Source organism: Sphingomonas sp. FW306-05-A, from assembly GCF_058782275.1.
Genome location: NZ_JBYSXN010000002.1, coordinates 778,878 through 799,523 on the forward strand (window position 1 = coordinate 778,878; position 20,646 = coordinate 799,523).

A 20,646-nucleotide genomic window follows, 5' to 3' on the forward strand; every position below is an offset into this window, starting at 1 on the left:
ATGCCAGCCAAGCCGTCCGACGGTGCGCGCGCACGCGCATCCGAAATCACCAGCATCTGCATCGTCGGCGGCGGCACCGCCGGCTGGATGACCGCGGCCGCGCTGGCCAACAAGCTCAAGGGCTTGCCCGTCACGATCACGCTGATCGAATCCGCCGAGATCGGCACCGTCGGGGTCGGCGAGGCGACCTTGCCGCACATCCGCGCCTTCAACGTGGCGTTGGGCATCGACGAGGCGGAGTTGATGCGCGCGACCGAGGCGACGTTCAAGCTTGGCATCGAGTTCTGCGACTGGGGCCGAATCGGCGATCGCTACATCCATCCGTTCGGTGATTTCGGCCCGGCAATCGATGGCGTTCCCTTCTACCACTATTGGCTGCGGTTGCAGGCGGCGGGTGCCACCGGACGGCTGGCCGACTATTCCTTTCCGATCGTCGCGGCCGAACACAGCCGTTTTCAGCACCCCTCGCCCGACCTAGATCGTGTCGAGTCGACGTTTGGGTATGCTTATCAGTTCGATGCGTCGCTCTACGCCGCGTTTCTCCGTCGCTACGCCGAAAAGCACGGCGTCGAGCGCCATGAGGGCAAGGTCGTGGACACGGTTCTGGACGGTCAAACGGGCTTTATCGACACGATCACGCTGACCGACGGGCGCGCGGTCAAGGCCGATCTGTTCGTCGATTGTTCCGGGTTCCGCGGTCTCCTGATCGAAGGCGCGCTTGCGTCGGGCTATGACGACTGGAGCAACTGGCTGCCGTGCAACCGCGCGGTCGCGGTGCCGACGCAAAGCCGTGGTCCGCTCGGGCCCTTCACCCGCGCGACCGCGCGGACCGCGGGATGGCAATGGCGGATCCCGCTCCAGCATCGCGTCGGCAACGGCCATGTCTATTGCAACAGCTTCATCTCGGACGATGACGCCGAACGCCAGCTGGTCGAGAACCTCGACGCGCCGATGCAGGCGACCCCGCGGCGGCTGTCCTTCACCACCGGGCGTCGACGCGATTTCTGGAAACGCAACGTCGTCGCGATCGGGCTGGCGGGCGGCTTCCTCGAACCGCTCGAATCGACCTCGATCCACTTGATCCAGGACGGCATTACCGAATTGCTCGCGCTGTTCCCGGATCGCGGGTTCGATGCCCCGAGCATCGCCGAATACAACCGGCGGATGGGGCTCCACTATGAACGCGTCCGCGATTTCCTGCTGCTCCATTATGTCGCCACCCAGCGTGACGACAGCCCCTTCTGGCGCCATTTCCGTGCGCTAAAGCTGCCCGACAGCTTGCAGCAGAAGATCGACGCGTGGACGACGCGCGGCTACGTCATCCCCTATGAATTCGGCCTGTTCCTGCCACCCAGTTGGGTCGCGGTGATGATGGGACAGAATCTGATGCCGACAGGGCATGATCCGCGCGCCCATGCGATCGGCGACGCAGCGCTCACCGCGCGCGCCGCCGCGATCCGCGATTCGGTCGCTGGCGCGGTCCGCGCGACCCCCGATCATGCCGACTATATCCGGCGGATGGGCGGCGCGGGCAGCCTCTCGCGCGCGGCGACGGCGGCGTAACCGCGATCGTGTCCGCTTCCGCCAACCGGTCGCCATCACCGATCGCGCATATCCTCGTTTGCGGGGGCGGCCTTGCCGCCTGGATGACGGTCGCCAGCCTCGCGCGGCAACTTGCCCCGGCGATCCGTATCACGTTCGTCGATATCGGCGGTACGGCCGAGAGCGACCTGTTCTACGGCAACGTCACGTCGCCGTCCGCCTATGCGTTCAACCTTGCCGCAGGCGTCGCCGAACCCGCACTGACTCTCGACAGCGACACCGCCTTTTCGTGGGGGACGCGCTACGATCACTGGGCGGGCGGGAAACGGTCGTGGACGCAATGTTTCGCGCTGCCGTTCCCGGTCGTCGACGGCGTTCTGCTGCATCAATATCTGGCGGCGGTCGGGATCGACCGGCTTGAACCCTATCTCGTCGCGGCAATGGCGGCGAAGCGCGGTGCCTTCGCGCATCCGCCCCGCGACCCCGCCAAGGCGACGCAGCATCCGCTGTCGCGCGCGGACTATGGCTATCAGTTCGATCCCGCATCCTACGCGCGTCTGTTCGAGACCGCAGTCGCCGACGCACCGGGCCGGGTCATTCGCATCGCAGACGCGCTGGCATCGGTCGAGATCGACGCGGATGCCATCGCCGGAGTCCGGCTGAGCGATGGCCGCGCGCTGAGCGCCGACCTGTACGTCGATTGCAGCGGCCCAGCGGCGGTTCTGCTGTCGCACCTCGTCCCTGACGGTGAGGCCGGGCGCCGGATCGGCATCGCCGCAAGCGACGCCCCTGCCGCCCGCCCGGGACGTCCGGTTCGTACCGTCACGCCGACTCCGTACGGCTGGCGCAGCGACGTTCCCCTGCGCGGTCGAACCCGCCGCGTCACGGTGTACGACCCCGCGGATCGCGACGCGGGGCTCGCCGCGCACGGCTCCGCGCCCGCGCTTGCCGGCGAGGCCACGCTCCACCGCCGCCCCCATGCCTGGGCCGCCAATTGCGTCGGGATCGGCCATGCGGCCTATGTCCTCGAACCGCTCACGCCCGCACCGATGATACTGCTCGAACGTGACCTGGAACGCCTGCTGTCGCTCATTCCCAACACCGGGAGCATGGCGGTCGAGCGCGGTGAATATAACCGCCGATATCAAGAGGATACGCAGAATGCTGCGCTGTTCGCCTGTGCGATGTTCGCCACGAACGGACTCCCCGACACGCCCTATTGGCGCGCGGCGCAAGGGGAGCCACAGCCCGATGCACTGGTGCGCAAGCTCGAGATGTTCGAGACCCGCGGGCTGCTGGTCGCCTACGACCTCGAGCCGTTCCACCCCGAGGACTGGACGATCCTCCATCTCGGCATGGGGCGTCGCCCGACGCGCCACGATCGCCTCGCGGACCGCGCAAACCCGGCGCAAGTGACCGCATTCCTGGCCAATCTCGAGCGCAGCGTGGCGCAAAGCGTCTCAACCCTGCCCGATTGCGACACGTATCGGCTGCAACTCGAGCACTATCTGCTCCGAAACCGGCGATGATCATGCAGCAATATCTCAAGAATATCGTCATCGTCGGCGGCGGAACCGCAGGCTGGATGACCGCCGCCGCGCTCTCCAGCCTGCTCGAACCGCGCGACGTGACGATCACCGTGGTCGAATCCGACACGATCGGAACGGTCGGCGTCGGCGAGGCGACGATCCCGGATATCCTTGCTTTCAATCAGATGTTGGGAATCGACGAGGCCGAATTCATGGCCGCGACCGACGCGACCTTCAAACTCGGGATCGAATTCGTCGGCTGGGGGCGCGCCGACAGCCGCTATTTCCACCCCTTCGGCCAGCACGGCGCGGACATGCGCGGGATCGATTTCCACCAATATTGGATGCGCAGCCGCCTCGACGGAAACCCTGCGCCGATCGATGCTTACAGCCTGTGCGCGGTCGCCGCCCAGGCCGACCGCTTCGCCCTGCCCGACCCCAATCCGCGGTCGGTCCGGTCGCAACTGCGCTACGCCTATCATTTCGACGCGACGCGCTACGCGCGCTTCCTGCGCCACTATGCCGAGGCACGCGGCGTGCGCCGGGTCGAAGGCATCGTCCGAAACGTGCGCCAGGCGACCGATGCCGAGGCAATCGCTGGTCTCGACCTGGTCGATGGCCGCGCGGTCGACGGGGACTTCTTCTTCGATTGCACCGGCTTCCGCGCGCTGTTGACCGCGGATACCCTCGGGATCGGCTATGACGACTGGAGCCGCTGGCTTCCCTGCGACCGCGCGCTCGCAGTGCCCAGCGCGCATACCGGCCCGCTTCCCCCTTACACCCGCTCCACCGCGCGTACCGCCGGGTGGCAATGGCGGATCCCGACGCAGCGCCGCGTCGGCAACGGCCATATCTATTCGAGCGCCTTCCTGTCGGATGATGCCGCGGCGGATATCCTGCTCGCCGGGATCGAGGGACCGGCCCTTGGCGATCCGCGCCAGCTCCGCTTCACCGCCGGATGTCGGCAGCGGTTCTGGACGGGCAATTGCATCGCGATCGGGCTCGCCGCAGGATTCCTCGAACCGCTCGAATCGACGTCGATCTATCTGATCCAGGAAGGCATCAGCCGCTTCATCTCGCTATTCCCCGCCGCCCCCATTCCGGACATCGTTCGCACCGAATACAACCGCCACATGCGCACCGAATTCGAACAGGTCCGCGACTTCATCATCCTGCATTATTGCGCGACCGAACGCGACGACAGCGCTTTCTGGAACCACTGCCGCACGATGCCGCTGCCCGATACGCTCAACCACAAGATCGCCCTGTTCCGCGAAACCGGACGCATCTTCCGCTACGAAGAGGAACTGTTCGCCCGGCCGAGCTGGGTCGCGGTGATGCTCGGCCAGGGCATCGTCCCTACGACCTGCGACCCGATCGTCGCGACCCTCCCGAGCGGCGACGTCGCGCACAGCCTGCTGTCGATGCAGCGCGCGATCCACACGGCGGCAGAGCAGATGCCGACGCATCAGCAGTTCATCGCGCACTATTGCGCGGCGCAGGCGGCGTGACCGCGGTGGAGAACGCGCGCATCCGCAAGGTCGTGATCGTCGGCGGCGGCACCGCCGGATGGATGGCCGCCGCAGCGCTCTCGCGCGTGCTGGCGGGCGGCAACATCGACATCCGCGTGATCGAGTCCGAAGCGATCGGCACGGTCGGTGTCGGCGAGGCGACGATTCCGCATATCCAATATTTCAACCGACTGCTTGGGATCGATGAGAACGACTTCGTCCGGCGCACCGCGGCGACGTTCAAGCTCGGGATCGAATTCGTCGACTGGGGGCGGATCGGCCAGCGCTATATTCATCCCTTCGGCAGCTATGGCCAGGAGATGGAAGGCATTCACTTCCACCACTTCTGGTATCGGCAGTCGCAGGCGGGGGGCGCACTCCCGCTCGATCGCTTCAGTATTGGGGTCGGCGCGGCGCGCGCGAACAAGTTCCAGCGGCCCGATCCGTCGCTCGTCAACTCGCCACTCGCGACGATCGCTTATGCGTTCCAGTTCGATGCTGCGCTCTATGCGCGCTATCTGCGCGAACTGGCGGAAGCGGCGGGCGCGCAGCGGACCGAGGGCAGGATCGTCGATGTCCGGCTCGACGGCGAGACCGGGCATGTCGATACCTTGCTGCTGGAAGATGGAAGCGTCGTCGCAGGCGACCTGTTCATCGATTGCTCCGGCTTCCGGGGGCTGCTGATCGAGGGTGCGCTTGGCACCGGCTATGACGACTGGAGCCACTATCTGCCATGCGACCGTGCGGTGGCGCGCGCGTGCGAGCGCGTCGGCGACCCGCTGTCCTACACGCGCGCGACCGCCAAGGCGGCGGGGTGGCAATGGCGAATCCCGCTCCAGGCGCGGACCGGCAACGGCTACGTCTATTGCTCGGACCACATCGACGATGCGGAGGCGTTGCGCACGCTCGACGCAGGGCTCGACGGCAAGCCCGTCACCGATCCGAACTTTCTGCGGTTTACGGCGGGCGTCCGGCGCAAGGCCTGGAACAGAAACGTCGTTTCGCTGGGCCTTGCATCCGGGTTTCTCGAGCCGCTCGAGTCCACGTCGATCCATTTGATCCAGTCGGGGATCGCACGGTTGCTCACCAACTTCCCCGACAGAAACTTCAACGCGCCTGACATTGATTACTACAACCGCCGCACGCGCCTGGAATACGAACAGATCCGCGATTTCCTGATCCTCCATTACAAGGCGACCGAGCGCGATGACACTGCGTTCTGGGATCGCTGCCGGACGATGCCGATCCCCGCCTCACTGGAGGAGCGGATCGCTATTTTCCGGGAGAATGCGCGGCTGTACCGGCATGACAACGAATTGTTCAGCGAGACGAGTTGGCTTGCCGTGCTCCACGGCCAAAACATCGTGCCCAAAAGCCATCATCCGATCGCAGATTTCCTATCGGAAGACGAATTGGCCGCGCGGATGACGCGGATCGCTGCAGCGATGGACGGCAGCGTCGCGCGGATGCCCAGCCATCAGGCCTTCATCGACCATTATTGCGCGATCGACCGCCGGTAAGACTCTTCGTACCGCCTCAGCGGCGCAGTTCGTCCATTAGATACTGTTTGACCGCCGCAACCCGCTCGGGCGTCATTTCGCCAAGCGCGCCGCGCCCACCTGCCGGAAGATGCGCAACCGCATCATGCGCTTGACCGAATACGTAGTGATCGAACCACGCATGCCAGATATCACGCTCGCGTTCGGGCAGATCGCGGATCGTCATGATCGCATGCATCAGCGTCTTGAACGGCGAGCCCGGCCAAGCGCGCTCTCCGATGTTCCACCAGTAATTGACCAGCACATTCACCGCATCCAGCGCCTCGACCTGATGCCACCACATGTACGGCACATAGACCGCATCCCCCGGCTCCAGATCGGCTTCCTCCGCCGTCGCCATCGCCTCGGCATAGCGCGGGTACCGCTTCAGATCGGGCGCGCGCAGATCCACCATGCTGACCGGTGGCCCTGCAAAGGTGAAGTCGAACGGACCGACGTACAGGTTGCGCACCTGCTCGGGCGGAAAAAACGTGAAACGCCGCCGCCCGCCGACGACCACCGCGATGTTTTCGGACATGTCGAAATGCGTCGAGACCGTCGCGCGATTGCCGATCCATAGCCGCGGACTCGCCCCCTCCCCGACGATGTCGGTGGCGTTGTCGCGGGCAAAGGTGGGGCAGTTCTCCGCCACCGGGATCGCCCCCGCATAAAAGGCAGGCGGCTCAGCCTCTTCACGCACACTTAGCAACACGTCGAGCAATTCCCCGATCGGCGCGATGCGTTGTTGATAATTCAGGCCGCGCAAATCATCGCGATACCAGAATCGCCCCTTGATCTGGGGCGGTCCAAGGAACGCGGGCACCGGTTTGCCAAGGTCGGCGGCCCGGATGTGATCGCACAGTGCTTCCGGCGACTGCAGCGACGCCTGCACCGCCGGCCAGTCCTTCGCCAACCCGCGCAGGATCGCGGGCCGGCGCAACGGGACGATTTCCGACCGGAACCGTGCACGGTCGACACCGTGCCACTCTCGCACTTTGAAAAAGCCGTCTGTCATGCGCGCTCATGTTTCGAGCAAAAGCTGCAAAACATCAATCGCTACGGTGACGGGGCGGTCCGGACGTCGCAGCCTGTTCGATCCGCGCCCCCCCTGCGGTCAGGACGCCACCCGAATATCGTACACATTTCCCCGGATGCGTATTGCCAAGCCGTAAAAAGAATGAAACATTCCAGATCAAGCAACGGAGTAAGTAGATCTTTTAAACTATATAGATGTGGGCGTTATACACCTAGATGGCGATGACCATCGGGATGTGGAGACGATGTCTAGAGGGCAACCATAATGGGGGGCCATCTATGAGAATCTCGACAGGTATATCACGTATCGCTCTGGCGATTTCGTTGCCAATTGCTGCACAACCGGTTTTTGCGCAAGTTACCTTGCAACCCGTCTCTGCCGTCGCTCCAACCGACCCGGACGACGCCGGGCAAGCGGACGAGTCCATCATCGTTACTGGTACGCGCACGACGGGGATGCGTGCCGCCGACAGTCCGGCACCGATCCAGTTGCTCGGTTCGGAAGCGCTACAGCGCACGGGCTCGCCCGATCTGCTGACCAGCCTCGCGCAGAACCTTCCGTCGATCCAGGCGCAGGCTTTTGGCAGTGATCTTCAGGCGCACAACCTCCAGCTGAAGCTGCGCGGCCTCAGCCCGAACCATACGCTCATCCTGGTCAACGGAAAACGCCGCCACGGCACCGCAAACGTCTCGGTTGCTGGCGGTCCGTACGGCGGCAGCGCGGCGCCCGACATCAGCTTCATCGTGCCCGATTCGATCGATCACGTCGAAGTCCTGCAAGACGGCGCCGCCGCACAATATGGCACCGATGCGATCGCAGGCGTGATCAACTTCATCCAGAAAAAGACCGATCACGGGATCAGCGCCAACGCGACGGGCGGCCAATATTACGACGAGGGAGGGGAAACCTACGCCATCGGTGCCAACATCGGCCTGGCACCATTCGACGGTGCCTTTCTCAACATTTCCGCACAGAAAAAGCGCAAGGGGTTCAGCTTCCGCGGCGATATCAACCCGCAAGCGGTCAACCTGCTGCAGAAATACCCGGAGATCGGCAAATTGCCGGGGTACCCCTACACCAACCGGATCATCGGCGACCCGAAGATCGATCAGACTGTCGTCAACTACAATGCCGGATACGAGATCGGCGGCTTCGAACTCTACAGCTCTGGCAGCTATGGCCACAAGACGGCGACGGCTTACGAAAACACGCGTCCGCCGACGACCGTGGTCAGCGGCGCCGGCACCAAGGCCGCGGGCGGTGTTGCGGGCGTGCCCTTCTACCCCGGAGGCTTCCAACCGCAGGAGAATATCCAGGAAACGGATTATTCCTTTACCGGCGGCATCAAGGGCAGCATCGGCAAGATCGGCTTCGACCTCGCCTCCACCTACGGAAAGGATTTCGTCGAGGTCAACGTCCTCAATTCGGCGAACGCGCAGCTGTATCGCGATACCGGCTTCACGCCGACGAACTTCCACAATGGGGACTTCTTCGCAACGCAGTGGAGCAATACGCTCGACCTGACGCACGAACTCGACATCGGGCTGTCCGCCCCGGTCAATATCGCGGGCGGGTTGGAATTCCGGCACGAAACCTACGGCATCAAGGAGGGCGATCCGGCGTCTTATTATGGCGGCGGCGCGCAATCCTTCTTCGGCTACAGTCCAAACGACGCGGGCACGTACAAGCGCGACAACTTCTCCCAATATCTCGACGTCAGTGCCCGCCCGGTGGTCGACCTGCTGGTCGATGCGGCAGTCCGTCACGAACATTACAGCGACTTCGGCGACACCACGGTCTTCAAGCTGACCAGCCGCTACGATTTCTCCAAGGCGTTCGCGCTGCGCGGCACGGTCAGTACGGGGTTCCGCGCCCCGACTCTCGCCGAAGGCGGCTATTCGGGGATCAATGTCGGGCCAAGCTCGGTCAGCGGGGTTCTTCCACCGGCATCGGAGGCAGCCGGTGCATTAGGCTTTGGCGGCCTGAAGCCCGAAAAGTCGACCAACTTCAGCGTTGGCATGGTGTTCAATCCGGTTCGCCGCCTGACGCTGACGATCGATGCGTATCAAATCACGATCCGCGACCGCATCATGATCTCGTCGAGCTTCAGCGGCTTCACCGGCAACCGCTGCCCTGCGGGCTATGCCGGCAGCAACGCTGGCGCCTGTCTTCCGTACGACGACGATCGCTACAAGATCTACAATCAGTTGGCGGTGCTGGGAGCGGTCAACGGCGCGCTCGGGGGCAGTACCAGCATTGGGTCGCTCGCCGATGCCACGAGCATTCCCAGCTACGTCCTGTTCGATGGCGCAAACCGCGCCACCGACGGCAGCGTCGCAGTGCAGAGCTTCGTCAACGGCGTGAAGATGCGGACCCGCGGCGTCGATCTTATGGCCAATTACTCCGCTGGGCTGGGCAGCATGGGGGATGTCGACCTGACCTTCACCGCCAATTACAATGCGAACAAGGTATTGAGCATCAATGCCCTGCCCTCTGCCTTATACTCCAGCACGGCCAACCCGGGCCTGACTGGATTGATCGACACGGGTAGCGTCGTCGAACTGGAACATAGCACGCCGCGGTTCCGGGGGACGTTCAACGCCTTCTGGTCGTGGAACAAGTTCAGCATCAATGCGCGCGAAAGCTTCTACTCCGAGGTCTATTCGTTAGAGACAGCACGCAGCGGTCCGGACGCGGGCAAGTTGATCAAGGTACCGGTCAAGAGCGCATTCCTCACCGACCTCGAAATTGGATATCAGATCTTCGCTCCGCTCAAGATCTCGATCGGCGCGAACAATCTGTTCAACCAGTATCCGACGGAGCGGTCCAAGGAGTTCATCCGCAACGCGCAGTTGACCAACGGAGAGCGCGGATATTCTACCAGCAAGTATCCGACCATATCGCCTTACGGCATCAACGGCGGCTATTACTACGCACGCCTGAACTTCAAGCTTTGATCATGGCGGACAGGCGTCTGGGGCGACGCCTGTCCGCCTTTGTATGCGTCAACGACAATCAACAAGGGGTGTCTGATGAACGACTTGGATATGGGTATGGCGTTGAGTGGCCAGACCCGGCGTTATTTTCTTGAGAAGCTGGCAAAAGCCGGCGGTACGGCGATGTTGCTTGCGGGCATGGATGCACTTGGCTTCGGCATCGGCTCGGCCATGGCGGCCCCGCCGTCGCTCGCCGGAACGCCCAAAAAGAACCGAGTCATCGTGCTCGGGGCAGGCAATGCCGGCCTCGCCTCCGCGTATGAACTCACCAAGGCGGGCTATGCCGTGACTGTTGTGGAGGCGCGCGCCTTCGCGGGTGGCCGCGCACAGACCGCGCGCAAGGGATTTCAACTGACCGAACTCGGTGGCCAGCCGCAGACGTGCGACTTCGACGAAGGGCTGTACGTCAACATCGGCCCGTGGCGGATCCCCTATCATCACCATTCGACACTGCATTACACCAAACTGTTCAACGTGCCGCTCGAGCTGTTCAACAACGACAATGACGCCAGTTTCCTCTACATGGAGAAGGCGCCCGGGCCGCTGGGCGGCAAGCCGATCCGCAAGGGCCAGGTCGCGGCTGACTTGCTCGGCTACACGTCGGAAATTCTCGCCAAGCTGTCGCAACAGGGGGCTCTGGATGCGCAGATGAGCGGCGCCGACAAGGAACGCTTCATCGAGTTCCTGGTGAGCTTCGGGTATCTGTCCAAGAAGGACTTCAATTATACCGGCACGGCAGGGCGCGGCTTTCTCGTCGAGCCTGGCGCCGGGATCAATCCGGGCCCGGGCAAGCCCTCTTCGCCGTACGCCATCACCGATGTCCTTAACAGCGGCATGGGCAAGCTGCTTCACAGCGTCTCCGACTGGGAACAGCAACGCACGATGTTCCAGCCGGTGCAGGGGATGGAGCAGATCCCCAAGGCGATCGCACGCCACCTGCCCGACGGAATGATTCGTTTCTCGACCGAGGTGCAACGCATCCGGCAGAACGGCAACGGCGTCACGATCGACGTTGTCAAGGAAGGGCAGGCCGAAACGCTTACTGCCGACTGGTGTATCTGCACGATTCCCCTGTCGGTGCTGAAGACGATCGACCACGGCCTGTCCCCGCGCTTCAAGACCGCCATGGAAAAGAGCAGCTATGCGCTCGTCGGCAAGATGGGGTTGCAGATGAAACGGCGCTTCTGGGAAGAGGATCATTCGATCTACGGCGGCCATGTCTATTGCGACAATCCCGAGATCAACAGCATCTCGCTGCCCTCGACCGGCTGGCAGAGCCAGAAGGGCGTCCTGCTCGGCTATTACAATTTCGGCGCGGCTGCGGCGAAGGTGTCGGGTAGGTCCGCCGCCGATCGCGTGGCGACCGCGGTGGATTACGGGCAGAAGATTTTCCCGGCCTATAAGGAAAGCTTCGAGACCGGATTTTCGGTCGCGTGGCACCGGGTGAAGTACAACCTCGGCGGTTGGGGCGTATGGAGCGAGGATGCACGCGCGACGGCCTATCCGGTCCTGACCGAACCGGATGACCGCATCTACCTTGCCGGCGAACATCTGAGCTATCTTGGCGGCTGGCAGGCGGGCGCATTCGAGTCCGCGTGGCAGCAGGTCGAACGCCTCCATGCGCGTGCAATGAAGGGGTGAGCGCAATGCGGTACACGATTCCTGTAGCCTTCACCGCCGCCACGCTGGCGGTGGCAGGCATCGCCCAGACCACCCACACCCCGCCATTGGCGGGCGGGGCATCCCCGGCACCGTCCGCGCTGCAAACCTTCACGGACAATTGCGCCGCCTGTCATCAGCCCGACGGCAAGGGAATCCGCGGGGCATTCCCGGCGCTTGCGGGCAGCGCGCTGGTTACGGGCAAACCAGCAAACGCGATCCTTGTCGTCCTCAACGGCCGTGGCGGCATGCCCGCGTTCAAGGGGGATCTGACCAACGCACAGATTGCAACGGCGTTGACCTACGCCCGCGCGTCCTGGGGCAATGCGGCAACGCCGGTCACCCCTGCCCAGGTGGCCGCACTCCGCACCGGCGACGCACCGGACCCGTCGAGCAAGAAACCGATCCAGGCCAATTGATCCGCTGAAGGAAATCATTCGTATGAAGCACATCATCGCGACCGCACTGGCGGCCCTCACCCTCGCCTCAACCGCCCACGCAGCCCCCGCGCAGGTCGATCGCATCGTCAGCCCCGGCCCCGACGGCAAGCCCGGCATGATCCTCAAGGGCGTGATCGTGCCGGCGGGACATGAGACTTTCTATCTGTCGGGTCAGCTGGCGGACCCGATCGACCCCGCGAAGAAAGCGGTGGTCGACGACTTTGGCGACACCAAGACCCAGACCGTCAGCGTCCTTACCAAGATCGAGGCGCTGCTCAAGTCCAAGGGCTATGTGATGGCCGACGTCATCAAGATGCAGGCGTTCCTCGCGGCAGACCCGAAACTGGGCAAGATCGATTTCGCGGGCTTCAACGCAGGCTTCCAGACGTTCTTTGGCTCGGCGGCGAACCCCAACACCGTGGCACGATCGACCTTCCAAGTCGCCAATCTCGTCGCCCCGATGTATCTGGTCGAACTGGAAGTGACCGCGGTCAAACTGCCGAAAAAGTAGCTCAGCGCAGAATCTGCATCAGCGTCGGCAAATCCAGGATCGGGGTGAACTGGAAACCGATGTCCCCATCGCGCGCCCACCGAACAAAGCCGGCGCGCGGTGCGATCCGGTCGATGATCAGCGACGCGGCGGTGTCGATCCGCGGTGCGCCCGCGCCACGCAACCGGGCGCCGCCTGCGCTGAGATCGACCAGTTCGACCGCGACCGTCGATCCACCGATCCGCAACTGCGCCAGCCGATCGGTCGCGAAGCGCGGCGCACGGGCACAATAGCCCTGACGTGTCCCGCGATCCGAGATCGCGCCAAGATCCTGCGGGCTATCGAACGCCAGCCCGACGAGATGCTCCCGATTCCACACCACCCGCGCCGAGCACGGCCCGAGCCCGCGCATCTCGAAGACAAGCTGCTGCCCGATCACGGGCACGGTCAGCGTCTCGATCTTGGCACCGCGTGTGGAGAGGTCACGGACGAAGCAGAACATCTCGCAATCACCCAGGATCAGCTTGCCCGTGGCGAGGACGCGACGATACCGCTCGTCCTCGCGGCGCTCGGTCAATTGGCGCTGTGGGACGATGGGAGCCATGTAGGTCATCGGATCTTTACCCTGTAGCGGATCTGGAAGGAGCCGTTGGTTGTGAAGGTCGTAACCGGCTTGACCCGGATCGCACGGACCCGCGCGTCGTAGCCGTCGGCATCGGGGGTCGGCACGTAGGTCCAGCTCGTGCCGTCGAAGAAGTCGATGCAGTCGGTCGTGCTGGCATAGGACGTGAAACCGCACGTCAGCCCGCTGCCCAGCAATCCGAGCCCGAGCAGACTGCCGTCGAGGAACTCGACCGGCCCCTTCCCCGCCGCCGCAAGATCCGCGACCCGCAGCACGACGCGCGTCGGCAACACGTCCTCGACACTGATATTGCGCACCGGGGTCAGCAGATTACCGGTCGGGTTGGTAAACAACACACGATAATCGACCGTCGCCCCCGGGAGCGCCTTAGGCGCGGCAAGGTTGACCTGATCCGCGACGACGAGCGCGTTCTTGGTCACGGTCAGTGGATCCGCCCTGCCCGCCTGCGGAAGCACCGTGATTCCCAGCCCCACCACCACAAGGATTGCCCGCCACATCACTTCACGCCCCCGAAGATCGTGCGGCCGGCACGCCCGAGCGACCATTGGTCGAACTTGAGCCGCGCGGTGACGTACGCGCCCGAGCGGGTGTAGCGATCCGCCTCGAAGTCGCGGTCGCGATAACCCGTGATGTTGTAACCGACCGAGATCCACACGTTCTGCGCAGGCGATACGCCGGCGGACGGGCCGCCGCTGAACGCCACACTGCCGCGGCCCCAGGCGTGCTGCACCGAACCCTGCACTCCGATGTCGAACCGCCGACCGACATCGCGGCGCAGATCGAAGCCGATCACGTCGATATAGCCAGTGTAATCATCGTCGCCGAACGATCCCCGCACCCACTTTGCGCCATAATAGACCGTTGCCTCGAACCCATGACCCGCGCCTTCCGGCCCGGTGCGGTAATTGACCGCGACGTTGTTGATCAGCCGCAGCGTCGACTGAAAGCCGCCGCCAAACGCGGGCACGCCGATGACGTTGGTGCCGGTGATCCCGGCATCGGCCTGTTCGTTGCGAACCTGCAGACGTTCGAGCAGCGACCAGCGGCTGTCCTGCGGACGCAGCGCAAGCGCGAGGTCGGCGGTACCGAAGGCGGCGCGCGCGCCACGTGTGTCGGTCAGGTCCGAATAGCGCACGCTTGCCGCCAGCGTCCGGCCCTGCCCGAGCGAGCGCAGCGCGTCGGTGTTGATCGTCCAGCGATTGCTCTGGTCCGACCGGCGATATTCGACGCGGCCGTTCCACGACCAGCGCTCGGCGCGATAGCCCGCACCGATCGTCGCCGCGACATAATCGCCGTCATTGCCGTACTGCCCGGCAATCGGGGTGTTCGCGGTACTCGCGAAGGCGTTGACCAACGCGCCGGTCGGTACCCGCCCACGCAGTGTGCTGTTAGCGTCAAGCGTCAGGTCCATGTTCCAGCGCTTGCCGAACTTGATCGACTGGTTGAGGCCATATTGCGCATAGGTCCGCTGGCCGTTCTCGCCGCCGGTCGACGCAGTGTTGCCGACCGGGAGCTCCGCCTGGCTTGCCGCTTGCTGGTTGAGCGTACTCATCAGCTTGGCACCCGACCAGGGGGCGACGTCAAACCCGACGCGTGCGGTGTTTGCGGTGAAATCACGGCCTTGCGAAATCTCATAGCCCGCGAGCAGGCGAATGCCCTCGCGCACGCGCAGCGCAGCGGTAAGTTGCTGGCGCAGCGGGAAGTCGACGCTTTCCTTGTCGCCGCCCGGGGCCACCTGCGCCTGCGCACCGAGCACCAGCTTGCCGTCGAACAAGTCCTGCGTCCCGCCGAGCGTCAGCAGCCGCGAATGCCGTGCCTGCCCGTCGATCCCGCGGTCATCCGCATAGGTGCCGCCGACGAACAGCGTGCCGTGCGTCCGGCGATATTCGAGCCGCGTCTCGGCAGCGGTGCGTGCGCCAGGGGCGTCGAGCTGCGCCGCGGTCCACGCGGTCAGCGTCATCGCAAGCTTGTCAGCGAGTGCGACGCGCCCGTCGATGCCGAACTTGCGTGTCCCCGCCTCGACGACGTTCTGCTGCCCCAGGCCGAACCCGCGATCCTGGCTGCGGCCGTAAACCAGCACGTCGGCGCGGCGGATATGCACTTCGCCCTCGGCGAGCCACGCGCGACCGCTGCCGATCCCGAGCCTGCCACCGGTCGCGACTTCGCCGCGGATTTCGCTGTTGGCGGTCGGCTTGGCCTTGAGGTCGATCCCGGCGACCGTGCCATTGCCCGCGGTTTCGTCGCGCAGTACGCTCGCGCCGAGCTGCGCGCGGCCCTTGGCCAGCCGGATTGCGGCGCGGCCTCCGGTTGCGAGCTGGCGGGTGCGGCCTTCCGTCTCATAATCCACGACGATGAACACCGGGTTGTTCGCGCCGTCGCGCCCCAGCACGGGTTCGCGGAAGCGGATCGTGCCCGCGCTCGCGTCGATGTCGTAATCGATGTGGCGGGTCATCTGCTTGGCCGACAGGATCAGCTCGGGCCGAATCCGGTCGCGAGTCTCGAGCCGGAGCTTGTCGCTGTTGGGGACGATGTCGCGCCCCGACAGGCGGTACGGGCCGGACAGGCCGTTGCCTTGGATTTCGTCGCGCGCATACAGTTGATCGGTGTTCGCCGCGAACGCGCTGAACAGGATGCGATTGCCCTGATATTCGGCCTTCACGCCGTTAAGCGTGCGGCTGTAGCGCGTGAGCTGCGTGTCGGTCAGCCCGGTCTCGAAATCGCCGAGCATTGCGTAGAGGTTGCGGCGTTCCAGTCGCAGGTACAGCTTGCGCTGGGTCGCGGCGTCATAGCCCTGCTGCGAGCCGTCGCCATAGACGGTGTAATAGCGATCCGGGTCGATCGTGCCGAGCAGTCCGCGGCTCCGGTCGATCGTGCGGTCGCTGTCATAGGCGATCGTCGCGAGCCACGAGCCCTTGATCCGCCCCTTGGCATAGAAAGCGAGCTGCCCGTCGCTGACGACACCACCACGCATCCCGCGGGGAAGCGTGCGGCTGTGCGTCTTGAGCGTGTCGTAGCCGAGCGTCCCCGCCCCGAAGCCGACCACCATCCAGTCACGCGCCGCGCCCGCCAGCCAGGCGCGGATGTCGCTGGTGTGGGTCTGGTCCTTTTCGGCCAGCGTGACCGAGACATGCACCGCCCCTGCCTGCGTCGTCGGTTCGAGCGCGATGAACGCGAGCCCGTCGTCGCCGGTGACGCGCGCGGTCGCGGCAGCTCGGCCACGGCCTTCGAGCGGGCGCTGCTGCGCGAGTTCAACGTCGATCGCGGCGCCGTACGGCTGGTCGACCGTGAACGGCACCAGCGTGCCGTCGCGCACCGGGCGGCCGTCGCGATCGGTCACGCGCACCGCGATCAGCGGACGCGTCAGCCCGTCAGCAACCAGTCGGCTCTGCTCGGCGGCATAGGTCGCGCGGATCGCTGCGGTCGACGAATGGACCGTGCGTTCCAGCGTGGTGACGAGCCGCCCCGAGTCATCGAGCACGCGCGCCACGATCCGGTTGTCGCCGTCCTTGAGCCCGATCCCCGACCAGCGCGACACCGCGACGGTCTTGTCGGGGCTGGTCTCGGTCGTGTCGAAATTGAGGACTTCGGCGAGTGTCCCGTTGACGCTCAGCGCAACGCGCTGACCGGGAAGGTGCTTGATCGCGACACGCGTCACCGGCGCACGCGGGTTGGTGTCCGCGGTCGGGAACAGGATCTCGGTCCCCACGGTCTGGCCGGTCACCCAGTCGCGGTCGCCCGCCGCGACGCTGTCGCTCGCCACCGTGATCGGGAGCACATCGGCGGCGGTGGCCTTCACGCCCGTAGGGCGCAGCTGGAAATCGACGCGCTTGAGCAATCCGCCCTCGGCCTCGACGAAGCGGGAGATCGCGCTGCCAGCGGTGCGCGTGTCGCTGTCGCAGGCGACGGGCTCGTGCGAGGCCGGCAGGCTGTTGGTGTCGATCTGGACGACATGCCGGCCCGGGCGAATGCCTTCGACGTGATAATAACCGTCCTTGTCGGTGACGACGAAGGTGCCGTCCTCGAGCACCAGCCGGATGCCGCGAATGCCGATACGCCCGCTGTCGGGATCCCCGCATCCGCCCTCGGTCACGCGCCCGATCAGCATAAAGCCACTGGTGAACAGCAACGGCGTGATCCGCACCGAAGCGGCAGCCTCGTTGCTCGTCGCGCCGGCACTGCCGGACGCGAGGACCCGGTTGAGCGCCTCTCCGGTGGGTGCGCCCGGCGCGATCGAAACGACGTAGCGGATGTCGACGCGCTGCCCGACGGGGATCGGCGGGACCGTGAAGTCGAGCGTGCGACCATCGGCGGCAGGCACGGCCTCGCTTGCGCCGCGCGTCGACCCGCGTTCGTAGCGCAGGCCGGGGGGTAGGATATCAGTCAGGTGGACGTTGCGCGCGGTGTCGGTGCCACGGTTGGTCACGCTCACCAGATATTGCACGAAATCCCCCGGCGACGCCTCGCGCACCGAGGCGGTCTTGGCGAGCAGCAGCTTGCTAGCCCCGGCGCTGTCTAGCGGAATGTCGGAATAGAAGGGGTTGGGCGTGTCGATCGTGAAGCGTTTGCCGAACGAGGCATCGTTGAGGATGAACGGCACGCCCGAGGGGTCGCGCAAGGCGGTCAGATCAGTCAGCGACCGCGTCGTCGGCGCGGTATAATCGCCCGGGGGCACGATCCGCAGGTGGAACACGCCCGGCGCGACGAACGGGAAGCGATAATTCCCCTGCGGAAAATCATAGACGCGCCCGCTGGCGTCGGTCGTCTCCCCGCCGCTGACGACGGTCGACGGATACCGGCTGACCCCGTCGTCGCCGAACACCTCTGCAGGCTGGTCATTGTCGTCGAGCAGCGAGACGATCGCGCCGTCGACCAGTGCACCCGTACCCGAATCGAATACATAGCCTGCCGGGTCGACCAGGATCGACGCGGTGGACGGCAGGCTGAACTCATCCTCGGTGAACGACAGCGTGAAATTTGCGCCGCGCCCGCGCGTCACATCGCATGCCGCGGTTTCGTCGGTGCCGCCACCGCGTTCGGGGACCCCGCCCGCGAACACGCCGGTGTCGACCCCGGTTTCAAGCAGATCGATCTCGCCTCGCGTGGTCGATGTCGTAACCGCGATATGCGAAGTCTCGCGGACTTTGGGGTCGCGGTTCCCACCCACATTATCGAGCACCAGGATCAACGGCGAGGTCACGTCGATCGCAGCCACTTTCGGCGCACTCGCCAAGGTCGCAGCGTCGATTGATGCGGGCGTGAACTTGATCGGGTTCGTCTCGCACTTCAGCCCGGTCAACTGATACCCCACGGGCAACAGGCGGAAACTGAGCGTCGTCGGGCGCTTGGTGCGGGTGACGTCGAGCGTCACGGTATTGGAGGAAACCGATTGTCGGCCGCTCGAGGCATCGAAGCCGAGCGTCGCCGTATTGGCAATGCGCGTCACCTCCGCCGCAACGCCGGGGGCCGCCGTCATGGAGACGGCGGCGGCAAGCCCGACGAGGGCGCCAAGATGCGCGATATGCCTGAATCTGGACATGGCGGGGCGTTCCCCGGCGCGCGGGTTTCGCGCGCCGGAGGGACACTTCTCCTGTAGTGGTGGGCGCGAGGGCGGCTAGTTGATCGTCACCTTGAACGCGACCGCAGTCACCCCGCCGCCGCCGACGGTGCCGAGGATGGCGTTCATGTTGCGGTTGGTGCTGTTGAACGACGCGGTGACGCCGTCGGTCTCGGTCGCGTCGTCGGCATCGTCATCTTCGGTCGAGCCGAGCAGCACGCAACTTCCGCCCGGCGCGCCGATCGTGATCGAGCCGGGCACATAGGTGGTGTTCGCGGGGACCACGTCGTTCAGTTGGACGCCGTTTGCCGATGCAGTAAGCGTGGCGTTGCGGACGAGCAGGCAATATTGCACCGTCGCGCCGGGCAGCGACTTGGGGTTGAGCGTGTTCACGCCGTCCGACAGGACAAGCGCGGACTTCGTTACCGTCAGCGCGACGTTGCGCGTACCGATCTCATACGATGCATAGGCACGACCCTGGCCGTTGCGCGGCAGATCGACGCCGATCCCGTCATTGTCATCGTCGGCGAAAACGATGTCGACCGTATTGTCGGCGTTGGCGAGATTGAGGTCGGTCGGCAACAGGATCTCACCACGCGTGTTGGCCTGTCCGCCCGCCGCCGCGATCACCTGCAGGTTGACGTTCGCCTGGCTCAGTGTTCCCGAACCGGGGACGTTGCCGACGATAAACACCGCAATCGACGCGTCCGGCGCGAGTTCATCGATATAGGCCCTGGTATCGACGCCAGGATCATAGACGCCATTGTTGTTCGAATCGACGAACACCCGCAGGTTGCCCATGTCGAAATCGTCGATTCCGGTCACCAGCCCGTCGGCGATCAACGACTGGCCCGGATCGAGGAAGAAATCCTGGATGCCGTTGGTCGTGTTGGTCACCTTGAACTTGGTGACGGCATCGGTCTGGCCAAGATTGACCTGCGTCTTGGTCCCGCCCTGGTCGGCGATGACGGTGAAGTTGACCTTGCGATCGACCACGAAGGTCGCCGTCGTCGAATTGGTCGTCTGCGCGGTGCCGTTGACGGTATAGGTTACCGACGCGGTGTTGCTGATGCTCGTTCCCGCCGTCGTATTCTGCGCGGCGGTCTGCGCCTGTGCGGTCCCGATGCTGGCGACGGCGGCCGATCCCGTCAGCAGCAAGGTTCGAACCCTGTTCCGAAACATGTTATATACTCCCTGGTTACACGGTGTTTTCTGGTGATGGTCGATCATCGCAGGACGGCATCGAAGGCGAGTTGGCCCTGCGCACCGGCCGTGATCGGACGCTCGAGCCGCCACCGGACGTGGGTGACATCGTTCGGGGTCGCGGCGCGCGTCGTGCCGGTCGCGGTGGCGACGCGCAGGCTCGCGAGCGGCCCATAAGTCTTGCCGTCGACCGAGAGGTCGGGCGCGGCGGAGGTGGCGGCGGGCGCACGATATGCGATCCCCTTGGGAACCGGGTTATCGAGCACGACATTGCCGATCGGCTGCGTGCCAGTGTTGCGATAGGCGAGTACAAAGGTAACGCGGTCGCCGGGGACGATCCGGCGCGCCGGCACGAGCGCAACGCGGACCGTGCCGTCTGGCGCGCGCGTCTTCTGTTCGGTCAGGACGCGCGATTCGACCTGCAACGGTCCCGCCGCGAGCGCGGGGGAAGCGTGGATCGCTGCGGCCACGACGACCACGCATAGGCATTTGTACATCGGTATGT

General features: G+C 64.8%; 14 protein-coding genes. 8 read left to right on the forward strand and 6 right to left on the reverse strand.

What is annotated here, in order from left to right:
* Genes AC3WJR_RS12480 through AC3WJR_RS12495 form a run of 4 tightly spaced genes read left to right on the forward strand, consistent with a single transcriptional unit; the run spans nucleotide 1 to nucleotide 6,102 of the window.
* Nucleotides 1–1,563 (forward strand): tryptophan halogenase family protein, encoded by a 1,563-nt coding sequence (locus AC3WJR_RS12480; RefSeq protein ID WP_492725361.1) that lies wholly within the window; start codon nucleotides 1–3, stop codon nucleotides 1,561–1,563.
* A gap of 8 nt (nucleotides 1,564–1,571) precedes the next feature.
* Nucleotides 1,572–3,071 carry a tryptophan 7-halogenase gene (locus AC3WJR_RS12485; RefSeq protein WP_492725362.1) on the forward strand — a complete coding sequence of 500 codons (1,500 nt, stop codon included), beginning with the start codon at nucleotides 1,572–1,574 and terminating at the stop codon, nucleotides 3,069–3,071.
* Nucleotides 3,068–4,582: a tryptophan halogenase family protein gene (locus tag AC3WJR_RS12490; protein ID WP_492725363.1), complete on the forward strand. Its 1,515-nt coding sequence runs from the start codon at nucleotides 3,068–3,070 to the stop codon at nucleotides 4,580–4,582. The genes AC3WJR_RS12485 and AC3WJR_RS12490 overlap by 4 nt, the downstream gene beginning before the upstream one ends.
* A complete protein-coding gene (locus AC3WJR_RS12495; protein ID WP_492725364.1) occupies nucleotides 4,561–6,102 on the forward strand; it encodes a tryptophan halogenase family protein in 1,542 nt (513 codons plus the stop codon). Before AC3WJR_RS12490 ends, AC3WJR_RS12495 begins: the two co-directional genes overlap by 22 nt.
* A gap of 16 nt (nucleotides 6,103–6,118) precedes the next feature.
* Here the strand turns inward: AC3WJR_RS12495 and AC3WJR_RS12500 are convergent, their stop codons facing one another.
* Entirely contained in the window at nucleotides 6,119–7,135 is a 1,017-nt protein-coding gene (locus tag AC3WJR_RS12500; protein ID WP_492725365.1) for a cupin-like domain-containing protein, read from the reverse strand.
* A 476-nt stretch (nucleotides 7,136–7,611) separates the two neighbouring features.
* Between AC3WJR_RS12500 and AC3WJR_RS12505 the strand changes: the two genes are divergently transcribed.
* The 4 genes from AC3WJR_RS12505 (at nucleotide 7,612) to AC3WJR_RS12520 (ending at nucleotide 12,762) form a co-directional block, all read left to right on the forward strand.
* Nucleotides 7,612–10,113: a TonB-dependent receptor plug domain-containing protein gene (locus tag AC3WJR_RS12505; protein WP_492725366.1), complete on the forward strand. Its 2,502-nt coding sequence runs from the start codon at nucleotides 7,612–7,614 to the stop codon at nucleotides 10,111–10,113.
* Between the two features lie 75 nt (nucleotides 10,114–10,188).
* Nucleotides 10,189–11,793, forward strand: coding sequence for a flavin monoamine oxidase family protein (locus tag AC3WJR_RS12510; RefSeq protein ID WP_354279310.1), 1,605 nt, complete (start codon nucleotides 10,189–10,191; stop codon nucleotides 11,791–11,793).
* Between the two features lie 5 nt (nucleotides 11,794–11,798).
* Nucleotides 11,799–12,230, forward strand: coding sequence for a c-type cytochrome (locus AC3WJR_RS12515; protein ID WP_492725367.1), 432 nt, complete (start codon nucleotides 11,799–11,801; stop codon nucleotides 12,228–12,230).
* A 22-nt stretch (nucleotides 12,231–12,252) separates the two neighbouring features.
* Nucleotides 12,253–12,762, forward strand: coding sequence for a RidA family protein (locus AC3WJR_RS12520; RefSeq protein ID WP_492725368.1), 510 nt, complete (start codon nucleotides 12,253–12,255; stop codon nucleotides 12,760–12,762).
* Between the two features lies 1 nt (nucleotide 12,763).
* Here AC3WJR_RS12520 and AC3WJR_RS12525 read toward each other — a convergent pair whose 3' ends face one another.
* The 5 genes from AC3WJR_RS12525 to AC3WJR_RS12545 form a co-directional block, all read right to left on the reverse strand.
* Nucleotides 12,764–13,345 carry a PilZ domain-containing protein gene (locus tag AC3WJR_RS12525; protein WP_492725369.1) on the reverse strand — a complete coding sequence of 194 codons (582 nt, stop codon included), beginning with the start codon at nucleotides 13,343–13,345 and terminating at the stop codon, nucleotides 12,764–12,766.
* 5 nt (nucleotides 13,346–13,350) lie between these two features.
* Nucleotides 13,351–13,881: a hypothetical protein gene (locus AC3WJR_RS12530; protein WP_492725370.1), complete on the reverse strand. Its 531-nt coding sequence runs from the start codon at nucleotides 13,879–13,881 to the stop codon at nucleotides 13,351–13,353.
* Nucleotides 13,881–18,920: a hypothetical protein gene (locus AC3WJR_RS12535; RefSeq protein WP_492725371.1), complete on the reverse strand. Its 5,040-nt coding sequence runs from the start codon at nucleotides 18,918–18,920 to the stop codon at nucleotides 13,881–13,883. Before AC3WJR_RS12535 ends, AC3WJR_RS12530 begins: the two co-directional genes overlap by 1 nt.
* Nucleotides 18,921–18,995: 75 nt before the next feature.
* Entirely contained in the window at nucleotides 18,996–20,120 is a 1,125-nt protein-coding gene (locus AC3WJR_RS12540; protein ID WP_354279304.1) for a hypothetical protein, read from the reverse strand.
* Between the two features lie 44 nt (nucleotides 20,121–20,164).
* Nucleotides 20,165–20,638: a hypothetical protein gene (locus tag AC3WJR_RS12545; protein ID WP_492725372.1), complete on the reverse strand. Its 474-nt coding sequence runs from the start codon at nucleotides 20,636–20,638 to the stop codon at nucleotides 20,165–20,167.
* Nucleotides 20,639–20,646: the final 8 nt, after the last annotated feature.